At 66.3% G+C, this 23,365-nt stretch carries 21 protein-coding genes; 13 read left to right on the forward strand and 8 right to left on the reverse strand.

The features are described from left to right. Nucleotides 1-23: 23 nt before the first annotated feature. Genes JN531_RS16025 through JN531_RS16035 form a run of 3 tightly spaced genes read right to left on the reverse strand, consistent with a single transcriptional unit; the run spans nt 24 to nt 5,724 of the window. Nucleotides 24-1,448, reverse strand: a complete 1,425-nt coding sequence (locus JN531_RS16025; RefSeq protein WP_228349858.1) for an efflux transporter outer membrane subunit — start codon at nt 1,446-1,448, stop codon at nt 24-26. Next, entirely contained in the window at nt 1,445-4,570 is a 3,126-nt protein-coding gene (locus tag JN531_RS16030) for an efflux RND transporter permease subunit (protein ID WP_228349859.1), read from the reverse strand. The genes JN531_RS16025 and JN531_RS16030 overlap by 4 nt, the downstream gene beginning before the upstream one ends. Continuing rightward, a complete protein-coding gene (locus JN531_RS16035; protein ID WP_228349860.1) occupies nt 4,570-5,724 on the reverse strand; it encodes an efflux RND transporter periplasmic adaptor subunit in 1,155 nt (384 codons plus the stop codon). The genes JN531_RS16030 and JN531_RS16035 overlap by 1 nt, the downstream gene beginning before the upstream one ends. An 85-nt stretch (nt 5,725-5,809) precedes the next feature. On the opposite strand from JN531_RS16035, the gene JN531_RS16040 reads away from it, so the two are divergent. Beyond that, nucleotides 5,810-6,439 (forward strand): TetR family transcriptional regulator, encoded by a 630-nt coding sequence (locus tag JN531_RS16040; RefSeq protein ID WP_228349861.1) that lies wholly within the window; start codon nt 5,810-5,812, stop codon nt 6,437-6,439. A gap of 7 nt (nt 6,440-6,446) precedes the next feature. Here JN531_RS16040 and JN531_RS16045 read toward each other — a convergent pair whose 3' ends face one another. Together JN531_RS16045 and JN531_RS16050 are read right to left on the reverse strand one after the other, a co-directional pair. Continuing rightward, the gene (locus JN531_RS16045; RefSeq protein WP_228349862.1) at nt 6,447-7,286 is read right to left on the reverse strand and encodes an SDR family NAD(P)-dependent oxidoreductase; all 840 of its coding nucleotides are present in this window, start codon (nt 7,284-7,286) and stop codon (nt 6,447-6,449) included. Nucleotides 7,287-7,295: 9 nt separating this feature from the next. Beyond that, nucleotides 7,296-8,798, reverse strand: coding sequence for a flavin-containing monooxygenase (locus tag JN531_RS16050; RefSeq protein WP_228349863.1), 1,503 nt, complete (start codon nt 8,796-8,798; stop codon nt 7,296-7,298). Nucleotides 8,799-8,876: 78 nt separating this feature from the next. On the opposite strand from JN531_RS16050, the gene JN531_RS16055 reads away from it, so the two are divergent. The 7 genes from JN531_RS16055 (at nt 8,877) to JN531_RS16085 (ending at nt 16,621) form a co-directional block, all read left to right on the forward strand. Continuing rightward, on the forward strand, nt 8,877-9,560 hold the full coding sequence (locus tag JN531_RS16055) for a TetR/AcrR family transcriptional regulator (RefSeq protein WP_228349864.1): 684 nt from the start codon (nt 8,877-8,879) through the stop codon (nt 9,558-9,560). Nucleotides 9,561-9,657: 97 nt separating this feature from the next. Continuing rightward, a complete protein-coding gene (locus JN531_RS16060) occupies nt 9,658-9,918 on the forward strand; it encodes a helix-turn-helix domain-containing protein (RefSeq protein ID WP_228349865.1) in 261 nt (86 codons plus the stop codon). 6 nt (nt 9,919-9,924) lie between these two features. Then, nucleotides 9,925-11,502 (forward strand): bifunctional phosphoribosylaminoimidazolecarboxamide formyltransferase/IMP cyclohydrolase, encoded by a 1,578-nt coding sequence (gene purH / locus JN531_RS16065; RefSeq protein WP_228349866.1) that lies wholly within the window; start codon nt 9,925-9,927, stop codon nt 11,500-11,502. 371 nt (nt 11,503-11,873) lie between these two features. Further along, nucleotides 11,874-12,383 carry a Csu type fimbrial protein gene (locus tag JN531_RS16070; protein WP_228349867.1) on the forward strand — a complete coding sequence of 170 codons (510 nt, stop codon included), beginning with the start codon at nt 11,874-11,876 and terminating at the stop codon, nt 12,381-12,383. Between the two features lie 17 nt (nt 12,384-12,400). Beyond that, nucleotides 12,401-13,195: a fimbrial biogenesis chaperone gene (locus JN531_RS16075; protein WP_228349868.1), complete on the forward strand. Its 795-nt coding sequence runs from the start codon at nt 12,401-12,403 to the stop codon at nt 13,193-13,195. After that, on the forward strand, nt 13,152-15,560 hold the full coding sequence (locus JN531_RS16080; RefSeq protein WP_228349869.1) for a fimbria/pilus outer membrane usher protein: 2,409 nt from the start codon (nt 13,152-13,154) through the stop codon (nt 15,558-15,560). The genes JN531_RS16075 and JN531_RS16080 overlap by 44 nt, the downstream gene beginning before the upstream one ends. Continuing rightward, entirely contained in the window at nt 15,557-16,621 is a 1,065-nt protein-coding gene (locus JN531_RS16085) for a Csu type fimbrial protein (RefSeq protein ID WP_228349870.1), read from the forward strand. The genes JN531_RS16080 and JN531_RS16085 overlap by 4 nt, the downstream gene beginning before the upstream one ends. A 13-nt stretch (nt 16,622-16,634) precedes the next feature. On the opposite strand, the gene JN531_RS16090 is transcribed toward JN531_RS16085, so the two are convergent. Beyond that, a complete protein-coding gene (locus tag JN531_RS16090) occupies nt 16,635-17,045 on the reverse strand; it encodes a DUF6691 family protein (RefSeq protein ID WP_228349871.1) in 411 nt (136 codons plus the stop codon). Next, the gene (locus JN531_RS16095; RefSeq protein WP_228350005.1) at nt 17,045-17,479 is read right to left on the reverse strand and encodes a YeeE/YedE family protein; all 435 of its coding nucleotides are present in this window, start codon (nt 17,477-17,479) and stop codon (nt 17,045-17,047) included. Before JN531_RS16095 ends, JN531_RS16090 begins: the two co-directional genes overlap by 1 nt. 84 nt (nt 17,480-17,563) lie before the next feature. Here JN531_RS16095 and JN531_RS16100 point away from each other — a divergent pair, with 84 nt between their 5' ends. Both JN531_RS16100 and JN531_RS17365 read left to right on the forward strand, forming a co-directional pair. Further along, nucleotides 17,564-17,836, forward strand: coding sequence for a metal-sensitive transcriptional regulator (locus tag JN531_RS16100; RefSeq protein ID WP_239795318.1), 273 nt, complete (start codon nt 17,564-17,566; stop codon nt 17,834-17,836). 218 nt (nt 17,837-18,054) lie between these two features. After that, nucleotides 18,055-19,302, forward strand: a complete 1,248-nt coding sequence (locus JN531_RS17365) for a hypothetical protein (protein ID WP_275591463.1) — start codon at nt 18,055-18,057, stop codon at nt 19,300-19,302. Nucleotides 19,303-19,564: 262 nt separating this feature from the next. Here the strand turns inward: JN531_RS17365 and JN531_RS16110 are convergent, their stop codons facing one another. Continuing rightward, on the reverse strand, nt 19,565-19,849 hold the full coding sequence (locus JN531_RS16110) for a hypothetical protein (RefSeq protein ID WP_228349873.1): 285 nt from the start codon (nt 19,847-19,849) through the stop codon (nt 19,565-19,567). 262 nt (nt 19,850-20,111) lie between these two features. On the opposite strand from JN531_RS16110, the gene JN531_RS16115 reads away from it, so the two are divergent. From JN531_RS16115 to JN531_RS16125, 3 genes are read left to right on the forward strand one after another with little or no spacing between them, the layout of a single operon-like run. After that, entirely contained in the window at nt 20,112-21,221 is a 1,110-nt protein-coding gene (locus JN531_RS16115; RefSeq protein ID WP_228349874.1) for an S-(hydroxymethyl)glutathione dehydrogenase/class III alcohol dehydrogenase, read from the forward strand. Further along, nucleotides 21,221-22,063 (forward strand): S-formylglutathione hydrolase, encoded by an 843-nt coding sequence (fghA, locus tag JN531_RS16120; RefSeq protein WP_228349875.1) that lies wholly within the window; start codon nt 21,221-21,223, stop codon nt 22,061-22,063. Before JN531_RS16115 ends, fghA begins: the two co-directional genes overlap by 1 nt. Before the next feature lie 7 nt (nt 22,064-22,070). Then, entirely contained in the window at nt 22,071-23,357 is a 1,287-nt protein-coding gene (locus JN531_RS16125) for an adenylate/guanylate cyclase domain-containing protein (protein WP_228349876.1), read from the forward strand. Nucleotides 23,358-23,365 lie beyond the last annotated feature (8 nt).

A 23,365-nucleotide genomic window follows, 5' to 3' on the forward strand; every position in this document is an offset into this window, starting at 1 on the left:
CGCCAACGCCGAAGACGGCCGGCCTACTGCAGGCGATCGATGTCGGCGGCCTGCCAACCGCCCCCGAGTGCGGTGATCAGACGAACGTAGGCATCGACCTCGGCGCTGCGGGCCTGCGCCACCGCCAGTCGCGCCTGCAGGCGACTGCGGCGGGCATCCAGCAGTTCGAGATAGGCCGAGTAGCCTTCCTCATAACGTCGCTGCGCCAAACGCTCGGCCACCGCCAGGGCCGCCGCCTGGCGGCTGCGCGCATCCCGTACTGCCGCAGCGGCACGGCGGGTTTCCAGGGCATCCAGCACCTCACCGTAGGCGCCGCGCGCCGCGCGTGCATAGCGTTCGAGGGCCTGTGTCGCCCGTGCTTCGGCCCCGGCAATACCGGCCCGGCGACGGCCACCGTCAAATACCACCTGCAACAGATCGGCGCCGACCGACCAGATCGTCAACGGGTCCCGCAACAGCGCGCTGAGGTCGGGGCTGGCACCGCCAAAGCGGCCACTGAGCGATACCGTCGGCAGCAGCGCGCGCCGTGCCGCGCCGACGTCGGCCTGTTGGGCCTGCAGCAGGGCTTCGGCCGCGCGCAGATCGGGCCGACGATCAAGCAGGGCGGCCGGCAGACCGACCGGCACCGGCGGCAGCTCGGGCAGCTCATCGAGCGGTGCGACCGGACGCGGCAGCGCTTCGGCCGGCCAGTCGCCTGCCAGCACTGTCAGGGCCCGCTCGCTGATCCGCAGCGAACGGGTGATATCGGCGAGCTGGGCTTCGGTGTCGGCCAGTTCCGCCCGCGCGCGCTGCACGTCCAGCTCGGAAATACTGCCGAGTTGATACCGCCGCTCGTTGAGGGCGAGCGATTCCGACAACAGCGCACGGTTGTCTTGCAGTACCTGTCGCTGGGCGTCCAGTGTCTGCACCCGGAGATAGCCGCGAACCAACTCGGCTGTCACGCTCAAGCGCACGGCAGTGAGGGTGTATCCCTCGGCCAGATACCGTCGCCGGGCTGCCGCATCCTGCAGGGCGAGACGTCCCCACAGATCCAGCTCCCAACTGGCCGACACGCCCACCTGACCACGCTCGGACACCGCGCTGGCCGGCACCCCGCCCTGCGGCAACAACGCCCGTTGACGGGTGGCTCCGAGAAAGGCACCGAGCTGCGGCAGCCGGTCGGCACCCGCCTGCCGCGCCAGGGCACCCGCTTCCAGTACCCGCGCAGCCGCAATCGACAGATCGCTGTTGTACGCCAGACCGCGAGTCACCCATGCAGACAGCGCCGGATCGCCGAACGCCGTCCACCAGTCGTCAGCCAATGTGGCGGTCGAGCGTTGCCCCACCGACGGTGGATAGCTGGTGGGGACGGCCGCCGTGATCTCGGCGGGCACCCGCCGCTCGGGCACGCCGCTGCAGGCGCTCAGTATCAGAACCGCGGTCAGTAGCGGAACCGGGAGCGCGTTCATTCGCGTGTCTCCGTCGGTGCCGGATCCTGCGGTGAGTGCCGATAGACCCAGCGGAAGAAGGCCGGAATGAATAGGGTCGCCAGCAGCGTAGAGGCCACCATGCCGCCTATGACCCCGGTGCCGATCGAATGCCGCGCTGCAGACCCTGCGCCGCTGCTGAGGGCCAGCGGAATCACCCCGAAGATGAAGGCGAGGGAGGTCATCACTACCGGCCGGAAGCGCTGCCGGGCTGCCAGCAACGCCGCATCCAGGGTGTTCATCCCGGATCGCGCGTTGAGCGCGGCGAACTCGACAATGAGAATCGCGTTCTTGGCGGAAAGGCCGATCAGCGTGACCAGACCCACCTGGAAGTAGATGTCGTTGCTGAGCCCCCGCAGTGCCACCGCCGACAACGCCCCCAGCAACGCGAACGGGACCGACAGCACCACCGCGAACGGCAGCGACCAACGCTCGTACTGGGCCGCCAGAATCAGGAACACCATCAGCAGGCCGGCCACGAAGGCAAATGCGGCGGTGTCGCCGATCTGTTGTTCCTGGTAGGCCGAGCCGGTCCAGGCCAAGGTGTAGCCGGGGTCGAGGGTCTCCTCGGCAACCTGCGCCAATGCCGCCAGCGCAGTCCCGGACGACACGCCGGCCGCCGGATTTCCCAGCATCTTCACCGCCGGGAAGCTGTTGAACCGATCGACCAACTCCGGCCCGGTTTCCTGCACGGGCGTCACCACCGTGGTCAACGGCACAAGATCGCCACCGGCCGCCCGAACGTTGACGCCCCGCAGATCCTCGATGGTGTCGCGGGCCTCGCCTTCGGCCTGAATGATGACCTGGAACGCACGTCCATCCCGGTTGAAGTCGTTCACGTAGAGCGTGCCGAAGGTGGCCTGCGCCGCCTCGAACAAGCCGGTCAGGCTGATCCCGAGCTCGGCCGCCTTGTCGCGGTCGATCTGCAGGCGGATACGCGGGGTGTTGGCAGCGAAGGTGGTGAGCACCCCGCTCAACCGCGGATCGGCATTGGCGACATCGGCGAAGTGACGCGCCTGGTCTGCCAGCGCGGCATAGTCGGCACTGGCGCGGCTTTCGATGTAGAACTCGAACCCGCCGGTGGTGCTGAGACCGCGAATCGGCGGCGGGTTGATGCCCAGCACCTTGGCATCGCGCAGGCTGTTGAACCCGTACTCCGCGGTCTCGGCGGCAATGGCCTTGGAACTGTCGGCCGCGGTCTCGCGCTCGGACCAATCACTGAGCGACACGAACAGCGTCGCCGCATTGGTCTGCAGGCTGCCGGCCAGCAGGTTGAAGCCCACCAGGCCCACCACCGTGCTGACACTCTCCTTGCCGCTGAGATAGTCACTGAGCTGCCGTGCAGTGCTCTCGGTCCGCGACAGCGACGACGCGTCCGGCAGCGTGATGGCGGCAATCACCGTGCCCTGGTCCTCGTCCGGCAGCAGGGCCCCCGGCACCATCCGGAACATCAGCAGGCCGCCGAGCAGTACCGCCACGAAAAGGGCGACCGTGATCGCGGTGTGCCGCAGCAGGAACCCGACGCCGCCGACATAGCGCTCGGTCAGACTGCGGAACCCCCGATTGAAGGCAACCAGGGGGGCGAATCGGGTCTGATGACCACTGCGCAGAAACAACGCGCACAGTGCGGGTGTCAGCGTCAGCGCCACCACTCCCGAGATCGCCACCGAAACCGCGATGGTGATGGCGAACTGCTTGTAGAGCACACCCGACAGCCCGCCGAGAAACGCGACCGGCAGGAACACCGCGGCCAGCACCAGCACGATGGCCACCACCGGGCCGGTCACCTGTTGCATGGCCTTGAAGGTGGCGGCTCGGGCGTCCAGCCCTTCCTCCTCCATGATGCGTTCGACGTTCTCGAGCACGACGATGGCATCGTCAACCACGATACCGATGGCCAGCACCATGCCGAACAGGGTCAGTGTGTTGATGGTGAAGCCGAGCAGATACATGCCGGCAAAGGTGCCGATCAGCGAGACCGGCACGGCCAGGCTGGGAATCAGCGTCGCCCGCCAGTTGCCGAGAAACAGGAACACCACGCCGAACACCAGCAGGAACGCTTCAAACAGCGTTTTCACCACCTCCTCGATGGAAATGCGCACGAACCGCGTGGTGTCGTATGGAACGCGGTATTCGAGGCCCTCGGGAAACGCCGTGGACAGTTCCTGCAGCCTGGCGTTGACCCGGTCCATGGTGGCCAGGGCATTGGCCCCGGGCTGCAGGAAGATGCCCATGGGCACCGCCATCTGGCCGTTCAGGCTGGAGGTGAAGCTGTAATCCTGGGCGCCCAACTCCACCCGCGCCACATCGCGCAGCCGGGTCACCGCGCCATCCAGGCCGCGACGTAGCACGACATCACCAAACGTCTCAGGCGTGAGCAGGCGGCCCTGCGTGGTCATGGTGAAGGTGAAATCGACCGGCGTCTCCAGCGGCTCGCTGCCGATGCGGCCGGCGGGCAGCTGCGCGTTCTGGTCCCGCAGTGCCTGCGCCACGTCGGAGGGCACCAGCCCCAGCGTGTTCATCCGCTGCGGGTCCAACCACACCCGCATGGCGTAGTACTTGAGGCCGAACAGCCGGGCATCGCCAACACCCGGCACACGCTTGAGTTCTTCCACCAGATTCAGCAACGCGTAGTTGCTGATGTAGATTTCGTCGAAGCGGCCGTCGGGCGCAGCCAGCGTGGTCACCGCCAGAATGTCGGAGGTCGCCTTGCGCGCCACCACACCGAGCCGTCGCACCTCCTCCGGCAGCGTCGGCACGGCCGCCTGGATGCGGTTGTTCACCTCGATCAGCGCATCGTCAGGATCGGTTCCGGTGGCAAAGGTCACGCGCAGCGATACCCGGCCGTCCGATGAGCTGGTCGAGCTCATGTAGATCATGCCGGTGGCACCGTTGATCTGTTGTTCCAGCGGGGCCGCCACCGTGTCCGCCACCACTTCCGCACTGGCACCCGGATAGGTCGCCCGAACCGTAATCTCGGGGGGAAGAATCTGCGGAAACTGCGCAACCGGCAGGCTGCGCATGGCCGCCAGGCCCATCAGCGTGATGATGATCGACAGGACGGTCGCGAAGATCGGCCGCCGGATGAAGAACGCTGAAAACATCAGGCGCCCCCGTCCGCTTCCGGCGGCGGCGTGTCAGGCTGGCGGACGTCCACCCGCTTGCCGTCCGACACCTTCAGGACACCCTCGGTCACCACCCGCTCGCCCGCCTTCAGCGGCCCCTCGACGATCCAGTGGTCGCGCCAGCTCTCGATGACTTTCAGCGCCCGACGCTCGGCAATGTTGTCCGGCCCGATCACCCAGGCCAGGGCACCCCGCTGCCCGAACTGCACCGCGGTCTTCGGCAGGGCCAGGCGATCGGTCAGGGTCAGCCCCTCGACCTCGACCTCGAGAAACTGCCCCGACACCAGGCAGCGATCCGGGTTGTCGAACACCGCGCGCAGCCGCAACGTGCCGGTCGCCGGATTAACGAAGGCGTCGGCGAAATCGACACGTCCATGCAAGTCACAACTGGAACCGGCGACAATGCTCACCTGTAGGCCCTCAGCCTGCAGCTGGGCACCGTCACGCAGTCGAAGAAACTCGGGTTCGGGCACCGAAAACTCAACGTAGGCCGGGTCCGACTGGATGATCGAAGTGAGCAGGTCGCCACCGGCACCGCCACCGCCGCTGACCAGATTGCCGGCGGTCACCGCCTCCTTGCTGGCAACGCCATCGACCGGCGCACGCACCTGGGTGTAGTCAAGGTTCAGCCGAGCCGAGCGTCGCGTGGCTTCGGCCGCCGCCATGCCGGCCCGCGCCTGCTGCAACGCCGCCTTGGCCTGATCGAACTCACGCCGGCTCACCGCCCCACCCTCGACCAGCGCCTCGACCCGGGAAAACTCGGTTTCGGCCTGCGACAAGGTTGCCTGTTGCACCGCGACCTGGGCCGCCGCTTGGTCGTACACCGCCTGATAAGGCGCCGGGTTGATGCGGAACAGCACGTCGCCCTTCTCCACCGGCTGACCCTCGCGGTAGGCGCGTTCGACGATCTCCCCGTTCACTTGCGCCCGGATTTCGACCACCCGCGAACCCACCACCCGCGCGGGGTAGCGGAGCCGCAGCGGCAGATCCCGAATCTGCACCGCCTCAACGGTCACCACCGGCACGGCCGGCGGCGGTGGTGACGGCGCCTCGCAGGCCACCAACACCAGCAACAACAACAACCCGGCCGCGGACGACCGAAAACGGGGGACGCGGGAGGGGGGAACCGCCATCGCGGGACTCCGGGGACATGAACAGTTGGCGATTATTATACATTCATGTATGTTTGTATATCACTTCCGTCAAACTCCGAGTGTCATGGCGCGCAAGACCCGTGAAGACGCACTGAAAACCCGCGATGCGTTGCTGCACGCCGCAGAGTGGCTGTTTCAGGAAAAGGGGGTGTCCCACACCTCACTGGACGATATCGCCCGCGCCGCTGGCTGCACCCGTGGCGCCGTCTACTGGCACTTTCGCAACAAGGTGGATCTGTTCAGCGCGTTGGTGGACCGGGTTCAGCTACCGCTGTTCGATCAGGCCGAGCAGGTCGCCACCCGCTGCGCCGACCCTATCGGCGCCCTGCACCACTTCTGCATCAACGCCGTCCGCGACATCGAGGAAAACCCGCAGTCGCGCAATCTGCTCGACATCCTTTTCAACCGCTGCGAGTTCGTCGCCGAACTGGCCGAGGTGGAACGGCGTCAGCGCGAACGCACCCGCTTCTTCATCGACCGGCACACCGCGGCGTTTCGCCGCGGTCACGCACTGGGACTGATCCATGCCGATCTCGACCCGGCCACCTGCGCCCGCATGCTGCACAGCATGATCCTCGGCATGGTTCGCACCTGGCTGATGGAGCCGGCGGCCTTCCCGCTGACCCAGGAGGCCACCGAAGCCCTCAACCAGTTGCTGCGCGGCTTCGGATACCCGCCGCCGACAGCACCTTGAACCCGCCTCAGCTCATCTGCTTGCGGGCAAAGTAGGTGGTGAAACGCTGGTAGGCACTGGGGAACAGGCGCACCACCTTGTCCAGCAGCACCGCATCGGGGCCCACCAGCACGCGGCGCTGGTCACGTTCCACGGCGCGCAGGATGATGGCGGCCGCCTTCTCGGCGGTGGTGATGAAGTTCTTTTCGAACTTGCGGCCGGAGGTCTGCTCGTCCATGCCGATGGCGCGCACGCTGCTGTCCATTCGCGCATTGCGGGCAATGGCGGTCTTGATCCCGCCCGGGTGCACACTGGTGGCGGACACGCCACAGTCCAGCATGTCGAGTTCCTGCCGCAGTGATTCGGTAAAACCGCGCACGGCGAACTTGGCCGCGTTGTAGGCCGACTGCGACGGTACCGCCAACAGCCCGAACAAGCTGGAGGTATTGATCACATGACCCTCGCCCGCCGCCTTGAGATGCGGCAGGAACGCCTGGGTGCCGTAAACCACGCCCCAGAAGTTGATGTTCATCAACCACTCGAAATCTTCGATCTTCATCCCCGACACGGTGGCGCCGAGGCCGACACCGGCGTTGTTGAAGATCAGGTTGGCCTTGCCGTGGTCCGCCACCACCTGGTCGGCCCAGGCCACCATGGCGGCGCGGTCAGCGACGTCGAGCCGCTGTGACGTGACCTTCACCGACGGGCTCGCGGCCGCCACCAGCTGCACCGTTTCGGCGAGGCCGGCCTCGTTGACGTCCGACAGTGCCAAATGGCAGCCGCGACGCGCCAGATCGAGGGCCAACGTGCGGCCCATGCCGGAACCGGCACCGGTGATCGCGGCCACCTTGTTTTCAAAGTTTTTCATCGTGCCTCCTCAGGCCGTTTCGGGGGTATGGGTGGGGGTCAGGGTGCGATAGTCGCGGGCGCGGACCTGGCGCGCACGGAGCCAGAACTGGAAGGTGAAACCCGGCCACAGCGCGGTGATCTTGCCGGAGCGGTGCTTGTACCAACTCTGACAACCGGTCGCCCAGATCGATTTCGACAGCTTGCCCTGCAGTTCGGCGTTGTAGTCCGCCTGTACATCGGCGTCCACCTCCAATGCGGCGCCTTCGATCTGATGATCAAGATGCGCCAGCACCTGACAGATGTAATGCACCTGCGTCTCGATCATGAACACCATCGAGTTGTGACCGAGGCCGGTATTGGGGCCAACAATGAAAAACAGGTTCGGAAAGCCGTGAACGGCGGTCCCGAGGTACGCCTCTTCACCGTCCTGCCACGCCTGCGCCAGGGTCTGGCCGTCGCGTCCGCTGATCACCTCGGCAATCGGATTTTCGGTGGCGTAGAAGCCGGTGGCGAAAATCAGGCAGTCGACTTCGCGCTCGGTACCGTCCGCAGTCACGATGCTGTGTTCGCGGATCTCGCGGATGCCATCGGTGATCAACGCCACGTTCGGCCGGCTCAGCGCCGGATACCAGGCATTGGAAATCAGGATGCGCTTGCAGCCGATGGTGTAGTCCGGCGTCACCGCCCGACGCAGTACCGCATCCGGCACCTGGCGACGAATGTGCCGCTCCGCGACTTTCTGGAACAGCTTCATCAGTGCCGGGTTGATGACCATGCCCATGACCCGCGCCTCATGCTCCCAATAGATCAGCGCACGATGCAGACGACGGACGATGGGCAACTTTCTGAACAGCGTCTTCTCGGTATCGGAATAGGGCCGGTCCGGACGCGGGATGATCCAGTTCGGCGTGCGTTGATAGACGTCGAGACGCCCCACCCGATCCGCAATTTCGGGGACAAACTGGATTGCCGAAGCGCCGGTGCCGATCACCGCCACCCGCTTCCCCTTGAGGTCGTAGTCGTGGTCCCACTGCGATGAGTGAAAGGTCTTGCCAGCGAAGCGTTCGACACCGGGGATGTCCGGCAGCTTGGGCTCGGCGAGGCCTCCGTTGGCTGCCACCAGCACGCGTGCGGTCAGGGCACCCTGGGTCGTCTGGACCTGCCACACCCCGCGCGTGGCATCGAACCGTGCGCTGTCGACCCGCGCGTTGAACCGGATGTGCGGTCGCAGCCCGTGCTTGTCCGTCACGTCCCGCAGGTAGGCATACAACTCGGGCTGTGTGGGGAACTTGCGCGACCAGTCGGCATTGGCTTCGAACGACAGCGAGTACAGGTGCGACGGCACATCGCAGGCAGCGCCCGGATAGTGGTTGTCACGCCAGGTACCGCCGACATCGGCGCCGCGCTCCAACAGCACGAAATCATCGCGCCCGTCGCGCTGCAGCTGAATCGCCATGCACAGCCCGCCAAAGCCGGACCCGATGATCGCGACATCGTGATGGGGGATGCCCCCCGCGCCACCGTCTGCCATGTGCCCGCTCCTGATCTACTTGTTGACAATTGATGTTGTCAGTTTGTATCTGACAACGCCTCATGTCAACATCTGACCATGCCTCGCGCCAGAACCACCGCCGCCCCCGCAAAAGCCCGCACCTATCGTGGCACCCGGCTGGAAGACCGTCAGGCAGAACGGCGCCGTCGATTGATTGATGCCGGCCTCGCCTGCTTCGGCTCCGTCGGCTACCAGGGCAGTTCAGTACGCGCCGTGTGTGCCGAGGCCGGGTTGACCGAGCGCTACTTCTACGAGTCCTTCCCGCACAGCGAGGCGCTGCTCTGCGCGGTCTACGACAGCCTGATCGAGCGACTGCTGCAACGCGCCATCGCCGCCGTCAATGATGCCTCTCCCGATCCGGTCGCCATGGCTCGCGCCGCGCTGGAGGTGTACTACGCGTTCAACGAGGATCCTCACATTGCGCGGGTCACCCACTTCGAGATCCTCGGGGTCAGCGAGCAGGTCGATCAGCGCTACCGCCGGGCCATGGACAGCTTCGCTGGACTGATCGAACAGGCCATGCATCCGGCCGCGATGACGCCACCGCCCGGGGTGCAGATTCCCCTTGTCACCACTGGCTTGGTCGGCGCCACCGTGCAGATCACCATGCAGTGGTTTTTGTCCGGCTACCGCCTGCCCCGGGAGGCCGTCCTCAGCAGCGCGCTCAGCCTGTTCGAGGCCGTCATCGCCCACAGCCGCAAAGCGGTGCCACGCGGTAAAAGAAACCTACGTCACAGCTGACCGCGGTGGGTGGTTACACAGCGACCACCGGTGGAGGTATCATCGCTGCCCCCCAACGGTTCCCAAGCGGCCGTCGCCGCCCTGAAGGATGTCTTCCATGCGTTCGTTTCGTGGTCATGACGTCAAGCCGCTATCGCAGGCCTTGACCGAATCACTCGAAGATTATTTCCGTGAGCTCAATGGCCACGCACCGAAAGAACTGTATGACACCATCCTCAGCCAGGTGGAACCGCCCTTGCTGAAGATCACCCTGCGCTACACCGGCGGCAACCAGTCCAAGGCCGCCGAATGGCTGGGGCTGAATCGCGCCACCCTGCGCAAGAAGCTCAAGCAGCACAAGATCGAACCCCAGGCCTGATCACTGATGTCCCAACCCGTTCGCTGCGCCCTGCTGTCGGTCTCTGACAAGACCGGCATTCTCGATCTTGCCCGCGCCCTGCAGGCCATGGAGATCGCCCTGCTGTCGACCGGCGGCACCTACAAGCTGCTGGCAGACGCCGGCTTGCCGGTCACCGAGGTCTCCAGCCACACCGGCTTCCCCGAAATAATGGACGGGCGGGTCAAGACCCTGCACCCGAAAATCCACGGCGGCCTGCTCGGCCGGCGCGGGCAGGATGATGCGGTGATGGCCGAGCATGGCATCGCCCCGATCGATCTGCTGGTGCTCAACCTGTATCCGTTCGAGGCGACCGTGGCAAAGCCCGGCTGTACGCTCGACGATGCCATCGAGAACATCGACATCGGCGGCCCGGCCATGTTGCGGGCAGCAGCCAAGAACTGGGCGCATGTCGCGGTGGTGACCTCGCCGGACCAGTACGCCAGCCTCATCGATTCGCTGAAAGCCGCTGGCGGCCTTGACCGCAGCCAGCGCTTCGCGCTGTCGGTGGCGGCGTTCAACCGGGTCGCCCAATACGATGCCGCCATCAGCAACTACCTGTCGGCCCTGTCGCTGGATGACGCTGCCGAACAGGTGACCGGCCTCGCCGAGTTTCCCGCCCAACACACTGCCTGCTTCGAGAAAGTGCAGGACCTGCGCTACGGTGAGAATCCACATCAGCAGGCCGCGTTCTATCGGGAGCCGCAGCCGGCCGCCGGCACCCTGGCGACCTATCGACAGCTCCAGGGCAAGGCCCTGTCATTCAACAACCTGGCGGATGCCGACACCGCCTGGGAATGCGTGCGCCAGTTCGCCACGCCCGCCTGTGTCATCGTCAAACATGCCAACCCCTGCGGTGTCGCAGTGGCCGACGATGCGCTGCAGGCCTATGAAGGCGCCTATCGCACGGATCCCACGTCGGCCTTCGGCGGCATCATCGCCTTCAATCGGCCGCTAACCGCCGCGATGGCCGAAGCCATCATCAGCCGCCAGTTCGTTGAGGTGATCATCGCCCCCGCGGTCGACGACGCGGCGCTGACTGCAACCGCAGCCAAGGGCAACGTGCGGGTACTGGTGATCCCCGAGGGCGATGGCCGCAATCCACACGATCTCAAGCGTATTGGCGGCGGCCTGCTGATCCAGAGCGGCGACCATCGCGTGGTCACCCGCGACGATCTGAAGGTGGTCAGTCAACGGGCGCCGACCGATGCCGAACTGGAGGATCTGCTGTTCTGCTGGCAGGTGGCGAAGTTCGTCAAATCCAATGCCATTGTCTACGCCAAGGCGCGCTGCACAATCGGCGTCGGCGCCGGCCAGATGAGCCGTGTCTACTCCGCGAAAATTGCCGGCATCAAGGCCGCCGATGAACATCTCGAGGTGGCCGGCAGTGTGATGGCCTCCGACGCCTTCTTTCCCTTCCGCGACGGCATCGATGCCGCCGCCGCCGCCGGCATCACCGCCGTCATTCAGCCCGGCGGCTCCATGCGCGATGCCGAAGTCATCGCCGCCGCCGACGAGGCCGGCATGGCGATGGTATTCACCGGCGTCCGCCACTTCCGCCACTGAGTCCGCCATACGGCGGTCGCCCGGCGCCGCTCGCGGCGCGCACCGCCGCGACCTGCCCCTGACGCCACCGACTCCTCCCGCGACCCCAGTTCGGGCGCGCCCTGACGTGCGCCCGCACCCGGCGCCTTGATGCCGGACACGCCGACACCGGCACGCAGGCGATCACGCCGTCCGTTGCGGCGTCCGGTGTCAGAGATTTTCCTACCGCTGATCATCCATCGCCTTCCGCCCGTCCTCCGCGGCGTCGCGCATGCAGCGCGACCTCCTAGAGTTGACCGACCAGGCGCGTGAGTGAACGCGGCTCAGCAAGGATGCAGGCCACAGCGGCGCATGGCGGATCTGCATTTTCAACCCCTTGCAAGGACACCCCGATGAGCCCTCAACTGAACCCGAAAGCCCTCGCCGCACTGACGGTGCTGTGCACCATGACCGCCGCGCACGCGGAGACGGATACCAGCAGCTTTGACGTGCTGTTGCAGATTACCGAGGCCTGCGATGTCAGCAGCACGGCACCCAACGACCTTGATTTCGGTACCACGTCGCTGCTGACCGGCAACCTTGACCAGACCTCGACGCTGACGGTGCTGTGCACCACCGGCACCACCTTCGATATCGGGCTGGATGCGGGCATCAACGAATCCTCAGTGGACGACATCAGCACCCGCCGCATGACCGACGGCGACAGCAGTTATGTTGGCTATCAGCTCTACCAGGACGTGGGTCGCAGCGTCGCCTGGGGTGACACGGTCTCCACCAATACGGTGAGCAGCACCGGCACCGGTGACGATCAGAGCTTCACCGTCTATGGCCGGGTCCCAACCCAGATCACCCCCGCGGCGGGCAGCTATACCGACAACGTCACCGTCACCGTCACCTACTGACCGCCCGGATCTGGCCGATGAACGTGCCGCTGCCACCACCACCGCAGCGCCGGCGACGGGTCCTGCATGCCGTCCGGGCCCTCGGCATGATGATGACAATGGTTGTCGGCATGACGATGCTCGCCCGGTCGCCGAGCGCCCTCGCCGCCGGGCTCAGCGTGATGCCGGTCAGCCTGCAATTTGCCACAGGCGAGATGATGCAGGGCCTGTGGCTCAGCAATACCGGCAACCGCGAAATCACCGCCCAGCTTCGCCACTTCGAATGGGCCCAGCACGATGGCGACGATCAGCTGCAGCCCACCCGGGCACTGGCCGCGAGTCCGCCGCTGTTCACACTGTCGCCCGGCCAGCGGCAGTACGTGCGGATCGTGCGGATCGATCGCCAGCCGCGTGGGCGTGAACGCAGTTACCGCATCCTCGTCGACGAACTGCCCGATCCATCGCTGCCGGTTCGCCAAGGGCTCAATTTCGTCATGCGCTATTCGATCCCGATTTTTATCGAATCACCGGACACCCCCCCACAGCTTCAGTGGCAGCGTCACACCGCCGGCGACACCCTCATCCTGTCGGTGCGCAATACCGGGGCGCGGCGGGCCCAGCTCTCCGAACTGCAACTGCTCGATGTCAACGGGCGCGTGGTGTTCGAGAAGCCCGGCCTGCTTGGTTATGCACTGGCGCACAGCGGGCGTCGGTGGACCTTTGCGCTCGACAGCGCGCTGGCCGATACGGTGCGCGACATCCGCATCCACATCGATGGAAGTCCGGCGCGTGACGCACTGTCCGTCGATCCGACAACCGCGCCGTCGCGGTAGCGTGCGTGCGCTGCTGGCGCTGACCTTGATCCTGGCCCCGTTCCCGGCTGCGGTGTCGGCCCCGGGCGATCCGGCCTTGGACCAGGGCCAGGTGAACCTGATTCTGATGGAGGGCCCGGGGGTAACCGACACCGCGCGGGATCTCTATCTGGAGGTCATTCTCAACGGCGTTCACACGCGCCGGGTCATCCACGTGGTCCAGACCGACCGTGGCCAGCTCCTGGCATGGCCGGCCAACCTCCGGGACATCGGGCTGACACTGGCGGGCGTCGCGCCGTCGGTCTACCTGCCCCTGGATGCGCTTACCGAAGTCCACAGCCGCTACGATGAGCCGAACCAACGCCTGTATCTGGACGCCGAGGTGCACCGCCTGAACCTTCGCAGGCAGCAGCTGCAGGCCGCTGACCACCGGCGCTGGCCGTCCCAGGCGGGGCACGGTGCCGTGCTCAACTACGATCTCTACACCCAGCATGGAGACCACCGAAACACCTTCAATGCCGCCACCGGACTACGGGCCTTCAGCGGCGAGCAGGTCATCGAAAGTACCGGGCTGACACGGTGGTCCAATAGCGGTGAAGACGCGGCCTACGTCCGTCTCGATACCCGCTGGACACGGTCGTCGCCCGATCAGTTGTGGACCCTGACCGCCGGCGATCTCATCAGCGGCAGCCTGCCCTGGTCGCGTGCGACCCGGCTCGGTGGCGTGCAGATTCGCCGCAACTTCGCCCTGCAGCCAACGCTGCTGACATACCCGCTGCCACAGTTCCTCGGCGAAGCCGCACTGCCATCGGACATCGAGCTTTACGTCAACGGCCTGCGCCAATACCGGGGCTCGGTACAGCCGGGTCCGTTCGCGATCGATGTGCCGCCGGGCGTCAGCGGCAGCGGCCTCGGGGAGGTCGTGCTCACCGACGTGCTTGGCCGCAGTCGTCGCTATGCATTCGATTTTTACAACAGCACCCGACTGCTGCGCGCCGGTCTCAGTGACTACGCAGTGGAAATCGGTGCCGTCCGTCGTCAGTTCGGACGAGATTCCTTTCGCTACCGCGGCGACATCGCGACCAGCGGCAGCATCCGCTACGGATTCAATGATGCGCTCACCCTTGAGGCGCATGCAGAGGCCGGCAACGGGGTGGCACTCCTGGGCGCGGGCCTCGTAACGGGCCTGGCCGGCGCCGGCACCCTCTCCTCGGCCTACGCTGCCAGTGCGGGCGCGCCGGATCGCGCCGGCGCGCACGGCGGACAAGTAAGCGTCGACTACAGCTGGACCCGTGATCGCATCAGTATCGGCTACGGCCTGACCCGCACCCATGGCGACTACCGCGACCTCGCGGCGCTGGACGGCCGCCCGCCCCCCAACCGTGCCGAACGGGCCCTGCTCGGCCTCAGCCTCGGCGCCGCTGGCAGCGCGTCACTGCAATACACCCGCCTCGATACCGAAGATGGCAACCGCGACCGACGGCTCGGCGCCGGGTACAGCATCGCCCTGTTTCGCAACACCAGCGCTTACGTCAGCGGCAGTCTCAACCTCGACGATAGCGGCGACCGCGGCATCTTCGCCGGTCTCTCGATGACCTTGGGTCGCCGTATCTCAGCCGGCATCGACACCCGTCGCTCGGGCGATACCGAGCGATACGGGGCCTACGCCGCGCGCTCACCCGGCAGCGACGGCGGCGTCGGCTGGCGGCTGCGCGCGGACCGGGGCAACCCGACCGACGTTGTTCAGGCCGAAGCTCGCTATCTCGGCACGTATGGTGACGTCACGGCAGGCCTGTGGTCGCTCGACGCGCGCCGCAGCGTCTATGCCAGCGCCAGCGGTGCGCTGGTGATGATGCGCGGCGACCTGCTCGCAGCGCGGCGGATCGACGACAGCTTCGCACTGGTGTCGACCGGCGGCGTTGCGGGCATCACGGTACTGACCGAAAACCGTCCGATCGGCCGCACCAACGGACGCGGTCACTATGTCCTGACAGGGCTCAATGCCTATCAGCCCAACCGGGTCGGGATCGACCCTCTCGATGTCCCGGTCGATCATGCGCTGGCGGCCGTCGATCAGGATGTCGTGCCAGCGCAGCGTGCCGGGGTTCTGGTCAATTTCCAGCTCGAACCCGTGCGCGCGGCCCTGTTGCTTCTGCAGGATGGCGGGGGCCAGCCGCTACCGCTTGGCACCCGGGTGCTGCGCGACAGCGACCCCGTCGGCGTCCCCGTGGGGTTCGACGGCCAGGCCTATCTGCAAGGATTGTCGGCCGACAATGCCATCCACGTCCGTCTGCCGGATGGCGGGCACTGCGACCTGCGTTTCTCCCTGCCCGCTGGCGAGGCCTTGCCGGTTATCGGCCCACTGCGTTGCGAGGCTGCCCCATGATCCTGTCCGCGCCAGCGCGCACCCGCGCAACGAAGCGCCCTTCACTACGAGGACGACGGCGCTCAAGATCAGGGTGGGCACCCTGGCTGATCCTGCTGGGCCTGCTTGGATGCCACGGTCCGGCGACCGCATCGACGTCCTGTAGCGCCACCATGACCGATGTCGCCTTCGGCACCGTCGACCCCCATGGCGGCAACGTTGATGTCCAGGCCACCATCAACTACAGCTGCACGATCACTTCGATCCTGTCGAGTTCCCGAGTCCGCATGTGCTTCAGCATCGGTGTCGGATCCAGTGGCCTCGGCCACCTGACACCCCGGCGGATGATCAACGGCGCCAACGCGATGGCCTTCCAGCTCTACAAGGACGCCGGACGCAGCCTGATCTGGGCAACGCGCTTCAACAGCGAAGGCAGCGTTGGCGTCGACCTGGAAGTCGGCGCCCTGCTCGGCAGCGCCACCAACAGTGGCTCGCTGACCGTCTACGGCCGGGTACCCACCGGACAGTCGACGCTGGTGCCGGGCAGCTACAGCAACACCTTCGGCGGCGCCCATACCGAACTGGTGTATCAGTACAACGAATTCCTATTGGGCTTGCTCGGATTCCCGGCCAGTTGCACCAGCGGGGGCAACGGCAGCGGTGCCAGCACCTTCCCCTTTGTCGCCAGCGCGGTGGTGCAAAAGCAATGTTCGCCGATGTTCGCCACCCCAAGTATCGACTTCGGCACCCAGGGCCTGCTCCGCACGCCGGTCGCGACCACTACCATCCTGTCGCCGCGATGCACCAACACCACGCCGTACCAGATCGGTCTCGACAACGGCCAGCATGCCAGTGGCAACACGCGACGGATGCAGAGCGCAACCGGCGACCATGTCAGCTACGAGCTATACCGCGATGCCAGCCATAGCCTGCGTTGGGGCAACACCCAGAACGTCGATACCGTCTCGGGGACCGGCACCGGGGCTGCGCAGGACCTGACGGTTCATGGTCGCATCAGCGAACAGACCACGCCGGCCGCCGGCAGTTACAGCGATACCGTGACGGTGACGATCTACTACTGAGCGCCGCGCGCCATTAGCGGTTCAGCAGCCGGTCATGGACCAACATGCCAACCGCCATGGCGGCGGCAAAGGCCAGCACCATCGGCAGCCCGCTCGAAAGCGAGGCGATGGCCGGCCCCGGGCAGAAGCCGGCAATCCCCCACCCGATACCGAACAGTCCGGTGCCGATGATCAAGCGGCGGTCGAGGTCGCGCCGCGTCGGCAGCTGAAACCCCGAATCGAGTATCGGCCGACCCCGTCGGCGCGCCAGCCAGAAGCCCGGCAACGTCACCATCAGTGCGCCGCCCATGACGAACCCGAGGGTGGGGTCCCACTGCCCGGCGAGATCGAGAAATCCCAACACCCGCAGCGGCTCGGTCATGCCCGACAACGACAGGCCGAAACCGAAAAGCATGCCCACCAGCACCGCGATCAGCGCTCTCATCACAGACCTCCCAGCAGGTGACGGGTTACGAATACCGTCACGAACCCGAACAGCATGAACGTGGCGGTCCCGACCAGCGACCGACCGGAGAATCGGGCCAAACCACAGACCCCGTGCCCCGACGTACAGCCATTACCCATCCGGGTGCCGACACCGACCAGCAGCCCGGCGATGAGGGTCCAGCCGAGCGATGTCGGGACCGCGGTGATCACCGGCCGTCCGGCCACCAGGGTGTAGACCAGTGCCCCCACTACCAGTCCGACGAGAAACAACCAGCGCCAGGCCCGGTCACCGGCCATGCTGCCGGTCAGCGCGCCGCCGAGGACGCCGCTGACCCCGGCAATGCGGCCGTTGAACAGCAGCAGGCTCAGTGCCGCCAGCCCAATCATCAGGCCGCCAGCCAAACCACGCATCCACGCCGCGGTATCCACCATCACGTCCATTCTCCACCTCTGCCGCTTATGATTTCAGGTTCAATATACTACACGGGGTATAGTGTTGTACCAATCAGGAGATGGATGATGTCGATCAAGGAAACGCACCAGCACAAGCTGATCGCCCGCCTACGCCGGGTCGAGGGGCAGGTCCGCGGCATCCAGGGCATGATCGAACGGGATGAGCCCTGCGAAGCGGTCGCCCAGCAACTGGCCGCCGCCCGCAAGGCGCTGGACCGCAGCTTCTACGACATGCTCGCCTGCGCCCTGGATATCCGCTTGGGCGAAGCCCGCACGCTAACCGCAGCCCGAGGCACCGGCAGCGAGATGGTCAAGCTGCTCGCCAAGTACGGTTGATGCACTGCAGCGCGCCACGACGCCGGTCCGCGCGTCACAACTGACCGTGACAAGGGTGGCGTCGCGACCGCTGATCCGCCTGAACATGACCGCTGGCGCGGCGTCAGATTTGGCTTACAGGCGATCCGCATAGGGTGCACTCCGAGGACGTCGCGGCCCGCGCCACCGGCACCGGGCACCGACCTCCGATTCGACCCCACGATGGAAGGAGTGCCCCCATGTTCAAACACCTACTTGTCGGCGCGGCAACCGCCAGCACCGTATTCCTCGCCGCCTGTGGCGGCGGCGGCAGCAGCGGAAGCAGCGCGCTACCCCCCGGCGGCGGCAGCGGTGCCGACGTCACCGCGCGCGCCACCGGTCCCCTGGACTCGGTGCAGGACCAGATCAGCACCGGCGTCTTTGGCCCGCTCTCCGGCGCAGTGGCCGGCACCCCACTTGAAGGCGTCGTGACCTGCGCCAACGAACTGGTCACCTATGAAGTTCTGGATGTCGTCGACCTGCTGGCCGGTTCGCTGCAGCGCGCTGCGAACCCGCAGGACCTCAGCCGTTTGCCACTGGCCTCCGAAGCCCTGGTGGCGCGCGTCCGCGCGGTTGCCTTCGACCTGACCCAACTGCTGTTGGGGCTTGCCAATCAGGGCAGCGGCTGCCTCACCGCCGGCAATAGTGTCACCGGCAACAGCCAGGCCCTGGGCATGCTCACCGGCGGTGGCAATCCGCTGGCCGGCACGCCACTGTCGCCCCTCGGCAGCATTCTGGCACCGGCGCTGGGCAACTTCCTGATCGCCACCGGTGGCGCCACTCCGGCCACCGACCTGCAGCTGAGCACAGTCTCCGACCTCTACAGCCAGCTCAATACCGCACTGCAGACCGCCCTCGCCCAGATCCCCGATGCCGCACTGGAGGCTCCGGTTGCCGGCGGCGCCCTGCTTACCGTTGCAGGCGCACTCCAGGATCTGGACTCGCTACTGTTTGCGGTCACCCGCTACCAGACCGGCGCCACCGAAGTGGCACTGGAATCGTTGATCGGCAACACCGTCGATAACCTGCTGACCCGGGTCATCCCGCTGCGACTGATCGAAGACCAGGCGGGCCAGTCCGGTGTGATCTCGGCGCCGATCATTGCCGCCACCGATCAGCTTGCGACCCGCCTCAGCGCAGTGGTCGCACAGGCCCTGGACCCACTGAACACCACCGTGCTCAACGGCCTGCTGTCCCCCATCCTTGATCCGATCGAGAACACCGTGCTGCCGACCCTGCTCGGGCCGATCATCGATGCCATCAGCGGCGGCCTGCCCACCGGCACCGGTAGCGGCGGTCTGCCCAACACGCCGCTGACCCCGGTGGTCGACCTGGTGCAGGGCGTGCTGGGTGGCCTGCTCGGCGGACTCGGCGGCGGGGGTGGTGGCGGCGGCGGCGACTGCGCGCTGGCCAATATCCCGCTGCTGGGAATCCTTTGCCCCAACTGACTCAGCCTTCACAGTCAATGTCATTGCGAGCCGCCGCAGGCGGCGCGGCAATCTCGTGGCCACGGGCGTGCCGGCCGGACGAGATCGCCACGGGGCTCCGCCCCTCGCGATGACAGGATAGTTCTGTGTCATTGCGAGCTGCCGCAGGCGGCGCGGCAATCTCGTCCGGATGCATCGTCCGCCAACAATCTGCGATGTATCGCCAACACACAACGCAAAAGGGCCGCTCGATCGAGCGGCCCTTTTGCGTTTACAGACGCGATCAGTTGGACATGGCGTCCTTGGCGTCGTCGGCGGCATCTTCCATCGCCTCGCCGGCATCCTCGGCAGCGTCCTTGGTCGCTTCGCCCATGTCTTCCATGGCGTCTTCGGCGTCTTCCGCGGCGTCCTTCAGCGGCTCGTTCTCACGGAGATCCAGTGCGTCCTTAACGCCTTCCTCTGCCTTCTGCAGCGGCGTCGGCTCATCTTTCTTTCCGCAGGCGGCAAGCGACAGCCCCATGCCCAGCAGTGCCGCGAGCAGCATCGGTTTCATGACGTTGGTATTCATTTCTGAAAGCTCCTGATTGGATGGACGTGCCCCGGCAAAACCGCCCGGACACGGCCCGACGTATGTTACAGAATTCGCAAGTTTCTGTTTTTACTTGATTTGTTCAGCGGCCGTTCATTCTCGGGCTGCCGCCGCGAGCGGCCGCGGCGGGCGCCGGCCACGCCAAAATCGCCCCCCCGTGCGGCGGGTGCCGGCCGGAGTGGAATATTGGGCTCGCTGTGGGCTAGGGTGTCGCCCCATCCCCGACCCTTCCGGAGCCCCCATGGATGTCCGTGCCGCCGTCGCCTTCGAGGCCGGCAAACCGCTGTCGATCGAAACCGTCCAGCTCGACGGCCCGCGTGCCGGCGAAGTGCTGGTCGAGATCAAGGCCACCGGCCTGTGTCATACCGACAAGTACACGCTCTCGGGCGCCGATCCGGAGGGTCTGTTCCCGGCCATCCTCGGCCACGAAGGTGCCGCCGTGGTGGTCGATGTCGGCCCCGGCGTGAAGCACCTGAAAAAGGGCGACCACGTCATTCCGCTCTACACCCCGGAATGCCGCGAGTGCGAGTACTGCCTCAACCCCAAGACCAACCTCTGTCAGGCCATCCGCAGCACCCAGGGCCAGGGACTGATGCCGGACGGCAGCAGCCGCTTCTCCTACCAGGGCAAGCCGGTGTTGCACTACATGGGCTGCAGCACCTTTGCCAACTACACGGTACTGCCGGAAATCGCGCTGGCGAAGATCCGCGACGACGCTCCGTTCGACAAGGTCTGCTACATCGGCTGTGGTGTCACCACCGGCATCGGCGCGGTGCTGTTCACCGCCAAGGTGGAAGCCGGGGCCAACTGTGTGGTGTTCGGGCTGGGTGGCATCGGCCTCAACGTCATCCAGGGCCTGAAGATGGTGGGCGCCAACCAGATCATCGGCGTCGACATGAATCCGGCCCGCGAGACCATGGCGCGGCAATTCGGCATGACCGATTTCGTCAACCCCAAGGATGTCGAGGGCGATCTGGTCGCTCACCTGGTGGAACTGACGGGTGGCGGCGCCGACTACACCTTTGAATGCATCGGCAACGTGCAGGTGATGCGCCAGGCCCTGGAGGCCTGCCACAAGGGCTGGGGTGTCTCCACCATCATCGGCGTGGCGCCGGCGGGTGCCGAGATCAGTACCCGCCCCTTCCAGCTGGTCACCGGCCGTCGCTGGATCGGCAGCGCCTTCGGCGGCGCGCGCGGCCGTACCGACGTGCCGAAGATCGTCGACTGGTACATGGACGGCAAGATCAACATTGATGCGCTGATCACGCACACGATGCCGCTGGAGCAGATCAACCACGGCTTCGAGCTGATGGAACGTGGCGAGTCGATCCGCAGCGTGGTGATGTTCTGATGTCGCTCAAGAAACTGTCCGCCAATCGCTGCTGGGGCGGCACGCAGTTCGTCTACAGCCACGACGCCAAAGAGACCGCCTGCACCATGCGCTTCTCGCTGTTCCTGCCGCCACAAGCGGCAGAACGCAAAGTGCCGGTGCTGTACTGGCTGTCGGGCCTCACCTGCACCGAGGAGAACTTCACGGTGAAGGCCGGTGCCCAGCGCATGGCCGCCGAACTGGGGCTGGCCATCGTCGCGCCGGATACCAGCCCGCGTGGCCTGAACCTCCCCGGCGAAGGCGATCGCTACGACTTCGGTCTCGGCGCCGGTTTCTACGTCGATGCCACCGAGGCCCCGTGGTCGCAGGGCTATCGCATGTACAGCTACGTGACCGACGAACTGCGCCAACTCGTCAATGCGGAATTTCCCGTCGATGCCGCACGTACCGGCATCTTCGGCCACAGCATGGGCGGACACGGCGCGCTGCTGTGCGCGCTGCGCAACCCGACCGTGTACCGCAGCGTCAGCGCCTTCGCCCCCATCACTTCACCCACCCGCTGCGACTGGGGGCGCGGTGCACTGAAGGGCTACCTCGGCGACGACGAGAATCGCTGGGCCGACTACGACAGCACCCTGTTGCTGTTGCAACACGGCTGGAAAGGCCCGCAGATCCTGGTCGACCAGGGCGATCAGGACGTCTTCCTGCCCCAGCTGCAGCCGCAACTGCTTCGGGAGGCGGCCGACCAGGCCGGCGTGGCGCTGGAACTGCGGATGCAGCCCGGCTATGACCACAGCTACTTCTTCGTGCAGAGCTTCATCGCCGATCACCTGCAGCACCACGCCAAAGCGCTGATCGGCTGAGCCCGCCATGGGGGACGCCGACAGCGGGATCTGGGTGTTCGCGCTGATGTCGGCCGGCGCAGGCGTGGTGACCTTCTGGGCCGACCGCCACAATCGCGCCAGCGGTGCACTCTCCGCCTGGTTGGCGCTGATGGGACTGTCGGCGGCCTGGGGTGGCGTCACCACCGCCATCGGCGCCAGCCAGGGCTCGCTCATGCTCAGCGCCACCCTGGAGAGCAGCGCGATTCTCGCCGGCATCGAGTGGGGCCGCCGGGTGGCCCTGTCAGCGCCCGGTCGCTGGCGCAAGGTCACCCGTGCCCTGTTTCTGGCTGCACAGATTCTGGTGCTGGTGTTCTGGGGGCTGCGGCTCGGCTACGCCCTGCTGTTCCCCGACCTTGCGGTTTCCGCCCGCCCGGGCATGGTCCCGGTCAGCGGTGTCGAATTCGCCGTTCTCGCCCCCCTTATCGGCAGCGTCATGGTGCTCGGCGCCATAGCCCTCGTGATTCTGTTGTCTGTCGGGATCGACCGTATCGAGCGGGTCCGGTTGCGCGCCTTCATGATCGCCGCGCCCTTGCTGCTGTCGGGCCTGTTTCTGCAGGGGCCAGCGCTGCCGCTGCTGATGAGCCTGGGCCTGCTGGTGTTCTTTGCCGGCTCGGTCCGCTTCATGATCCTGCAGGTGGCCCGCGGCGCCCGCCTCCGCCAGTTCGTCGCGGCCGAAGTGGCCGGCCTGGTCCAGGACGACACAGCCCTGCTGGAGCATCGGGACCGCCGACAGATCAGTATCGTCGCCTGCGATCTACGGGGCTTCACTGCACTGGCGCAGCAGCGATCTTCCGACCAGGTGATGGCGCTGCTGGAGCGCTATTACGCCCAGGCAGGACACATTGCCGCGCGACACGGTGCCGCCGTCAAGGACCATGCGGGCGACGGCATACTGATGCTGGTCGGTGCACCGGTCCCGGTCCCGGACGGTGCGGCCCGCGCCCTGCGGCTGGCCCGCGCGCTGATCGACGAACTGCACCCGCAGATGCAGGCCGACGCTGGCGGCCTCGGCCTGGGCGTCGGCGTTGCCACCGGCGAAGTAAGTGTCGGTGCCGTGCGAGGCGCCGGTCGGCTGGAGTACGCAGCGGTCGGCAGCGCCGTCAATCTTGCCGCTCGCCTGTGTGCTGCGGCGCCGGGAGGTGAGGCTTGGGTCGATGCGACGACCATCGAGGCCGCCCGCGAAGCCGCCGTAGAGGCGCGCACCCCACTGATGCTGAAAGGGTATGCCGAACCGGTGCAGCCCTACGCCCTGATGCCCAGCCCACGCACCTGAGGCCGCCC

Origin of the sequence: Flagellatimonas centrodinii, from assembly GCF_016918765.2 — a bacterium.
Classification (GTDB): domain Bacteria; phylum Pseudomonadota; class Gammaproteobacteria; order Nevskiales; family Nevskiaceae; genus Polycyclovorans; species Polycyclovorans centrodinii.

Coding starts and splice junctions, on each gene's coding strand:
- JN531_RS16025 (WP_228349858.1), bottom strand. CDS start 1,448: ATGAACGCGCTCCCGGTTCCGCTACTGACCGCGGTTCTGATACTGAGC.
- JN531_RS16030 (WP_228349859.1), bottom strand. CDS start 4,570: ATGTTTTCAGCGTTCTTCATCCGGCGGCCGATCTTCGCGACCGTCCTG.
- JN531_RS16035 (WP_228349860.1), bottom strand. CDS start 5,724: ATGGCGGTTCCCCCCTCCCGCGTCCCCCGTTTTCGGTCGTCCGCGGCC.
- JN531_RS16040 (WP_228349861.1), top strand. CDS start 5,810: ATGGCGCGCAAGACCCGTGAAGACGCACTGAAAACCCGCGATGCGTTG.
- JN531_RS16045 (WP_228349862.1), bottom strand. CDS start 7,286: ATGAAAAACTTTGAAAACAAGGTGGCCGCGATCACCGGTGCCGGTTCC.
- JN531_RS16050 (WP_228349863.1), bottom strand. CDS start 8,798: ATGGCAGACGGTGGCGCGGGGGGCATCCCCCATCACGATGTCGCGATC.
- JN531_RS16055 (WP_228349864.1), top strand. CDS start 8,877: ATGCCTCGCGCCAGAACCACCGCCGCCCCCGCAAAAGCCCGCACCTAT.
- JN531_RS16060 (WP_228349865.1), top strand. CDS start 9,658: ATGCGTTCGTTTCGTGGTCATGACGTCAAGCCGCTATCGCAGGCCTTG.
- purH (WP_228349866.1), top strand. CDS start 9,925: ATGTCCCAACCCGTTCGCTGCGCCCTGCTGTCGGTCTCTGACAAGACC.
- JN531_RS16070 (WP_228349867.1), top strand. CDS start 11,874: ATGAGCCCTCAACTGAACCCGAAAGCCCTCGCCGCACTGACGGTGCTG.
- JN531_RS16075 (WP_228349868.1), top strand. CDS start 12,401: ATGAACGTGCCGCTGCCACCACCACCGCAGCGCCGGCGACGGGTCCTG.
- JN531_RS16085 (WP_228349870.1), top strand. CDS start 15,557: ATGATCCTGTCCGCGCCAGCGCGCACCCGCGCAACGAAGCGCCCTTCA.
- JN531_RS16090 (WP_228349871.1), bottom strand. CDS start 17,045: ATGAGAGCGCTGATCGCGGTGCTGGTGGGCATGCTTTTCGGTTTCGGC.
- JN531_RS16095 (WP_228350005.1), bottom strand. CDS start 17,479: ATGGTGGATACCGCGGCGTGGATGCGTGGTTTGGCTGGCGGCCTGATG.
- JN531_RS16100 (WP_239795318.1), top strand. CDS start 17,564: ATGATGTCGATCAAGGAAACGCACCAGCACAAGCTGATCGCCCGCCTA.
- JN531_RS17365 (WP_275591463.1), top strand. CDS start 18,055: ATGTTCAAACACCTACTTGTCGGCGCGGCAACCGCCAGCACCGTATTC.
- JN531_RS16110 (WP_228349873.1), bottom strand. CDS start 19,849: ATGAATACCAACGTCATGAAACCGATGCTGCTCGCGGCACTGCTGGGC.
- JN531_RS16115 (WP_228349874.1), top strand. CDS start 20,112: ATGGATGTCCGTGCCGCCGTCGCCTTCGAGGCCGGCAAACCGCTGTCG.
- fghA (WP_228349875.1), top strand. CDS start 21,221: ATGTCGCTCAAGAAACTGTCCGCCAATCGCTGCTGGGGCGGCACGCAG.
- JN531_RS16125 (WP_228349876.1), top strand. CDS start 22,071: ATGGGGGACGCCGACAGCGGGATCTGGGTGTTCGCGCTGATGTCGGCC.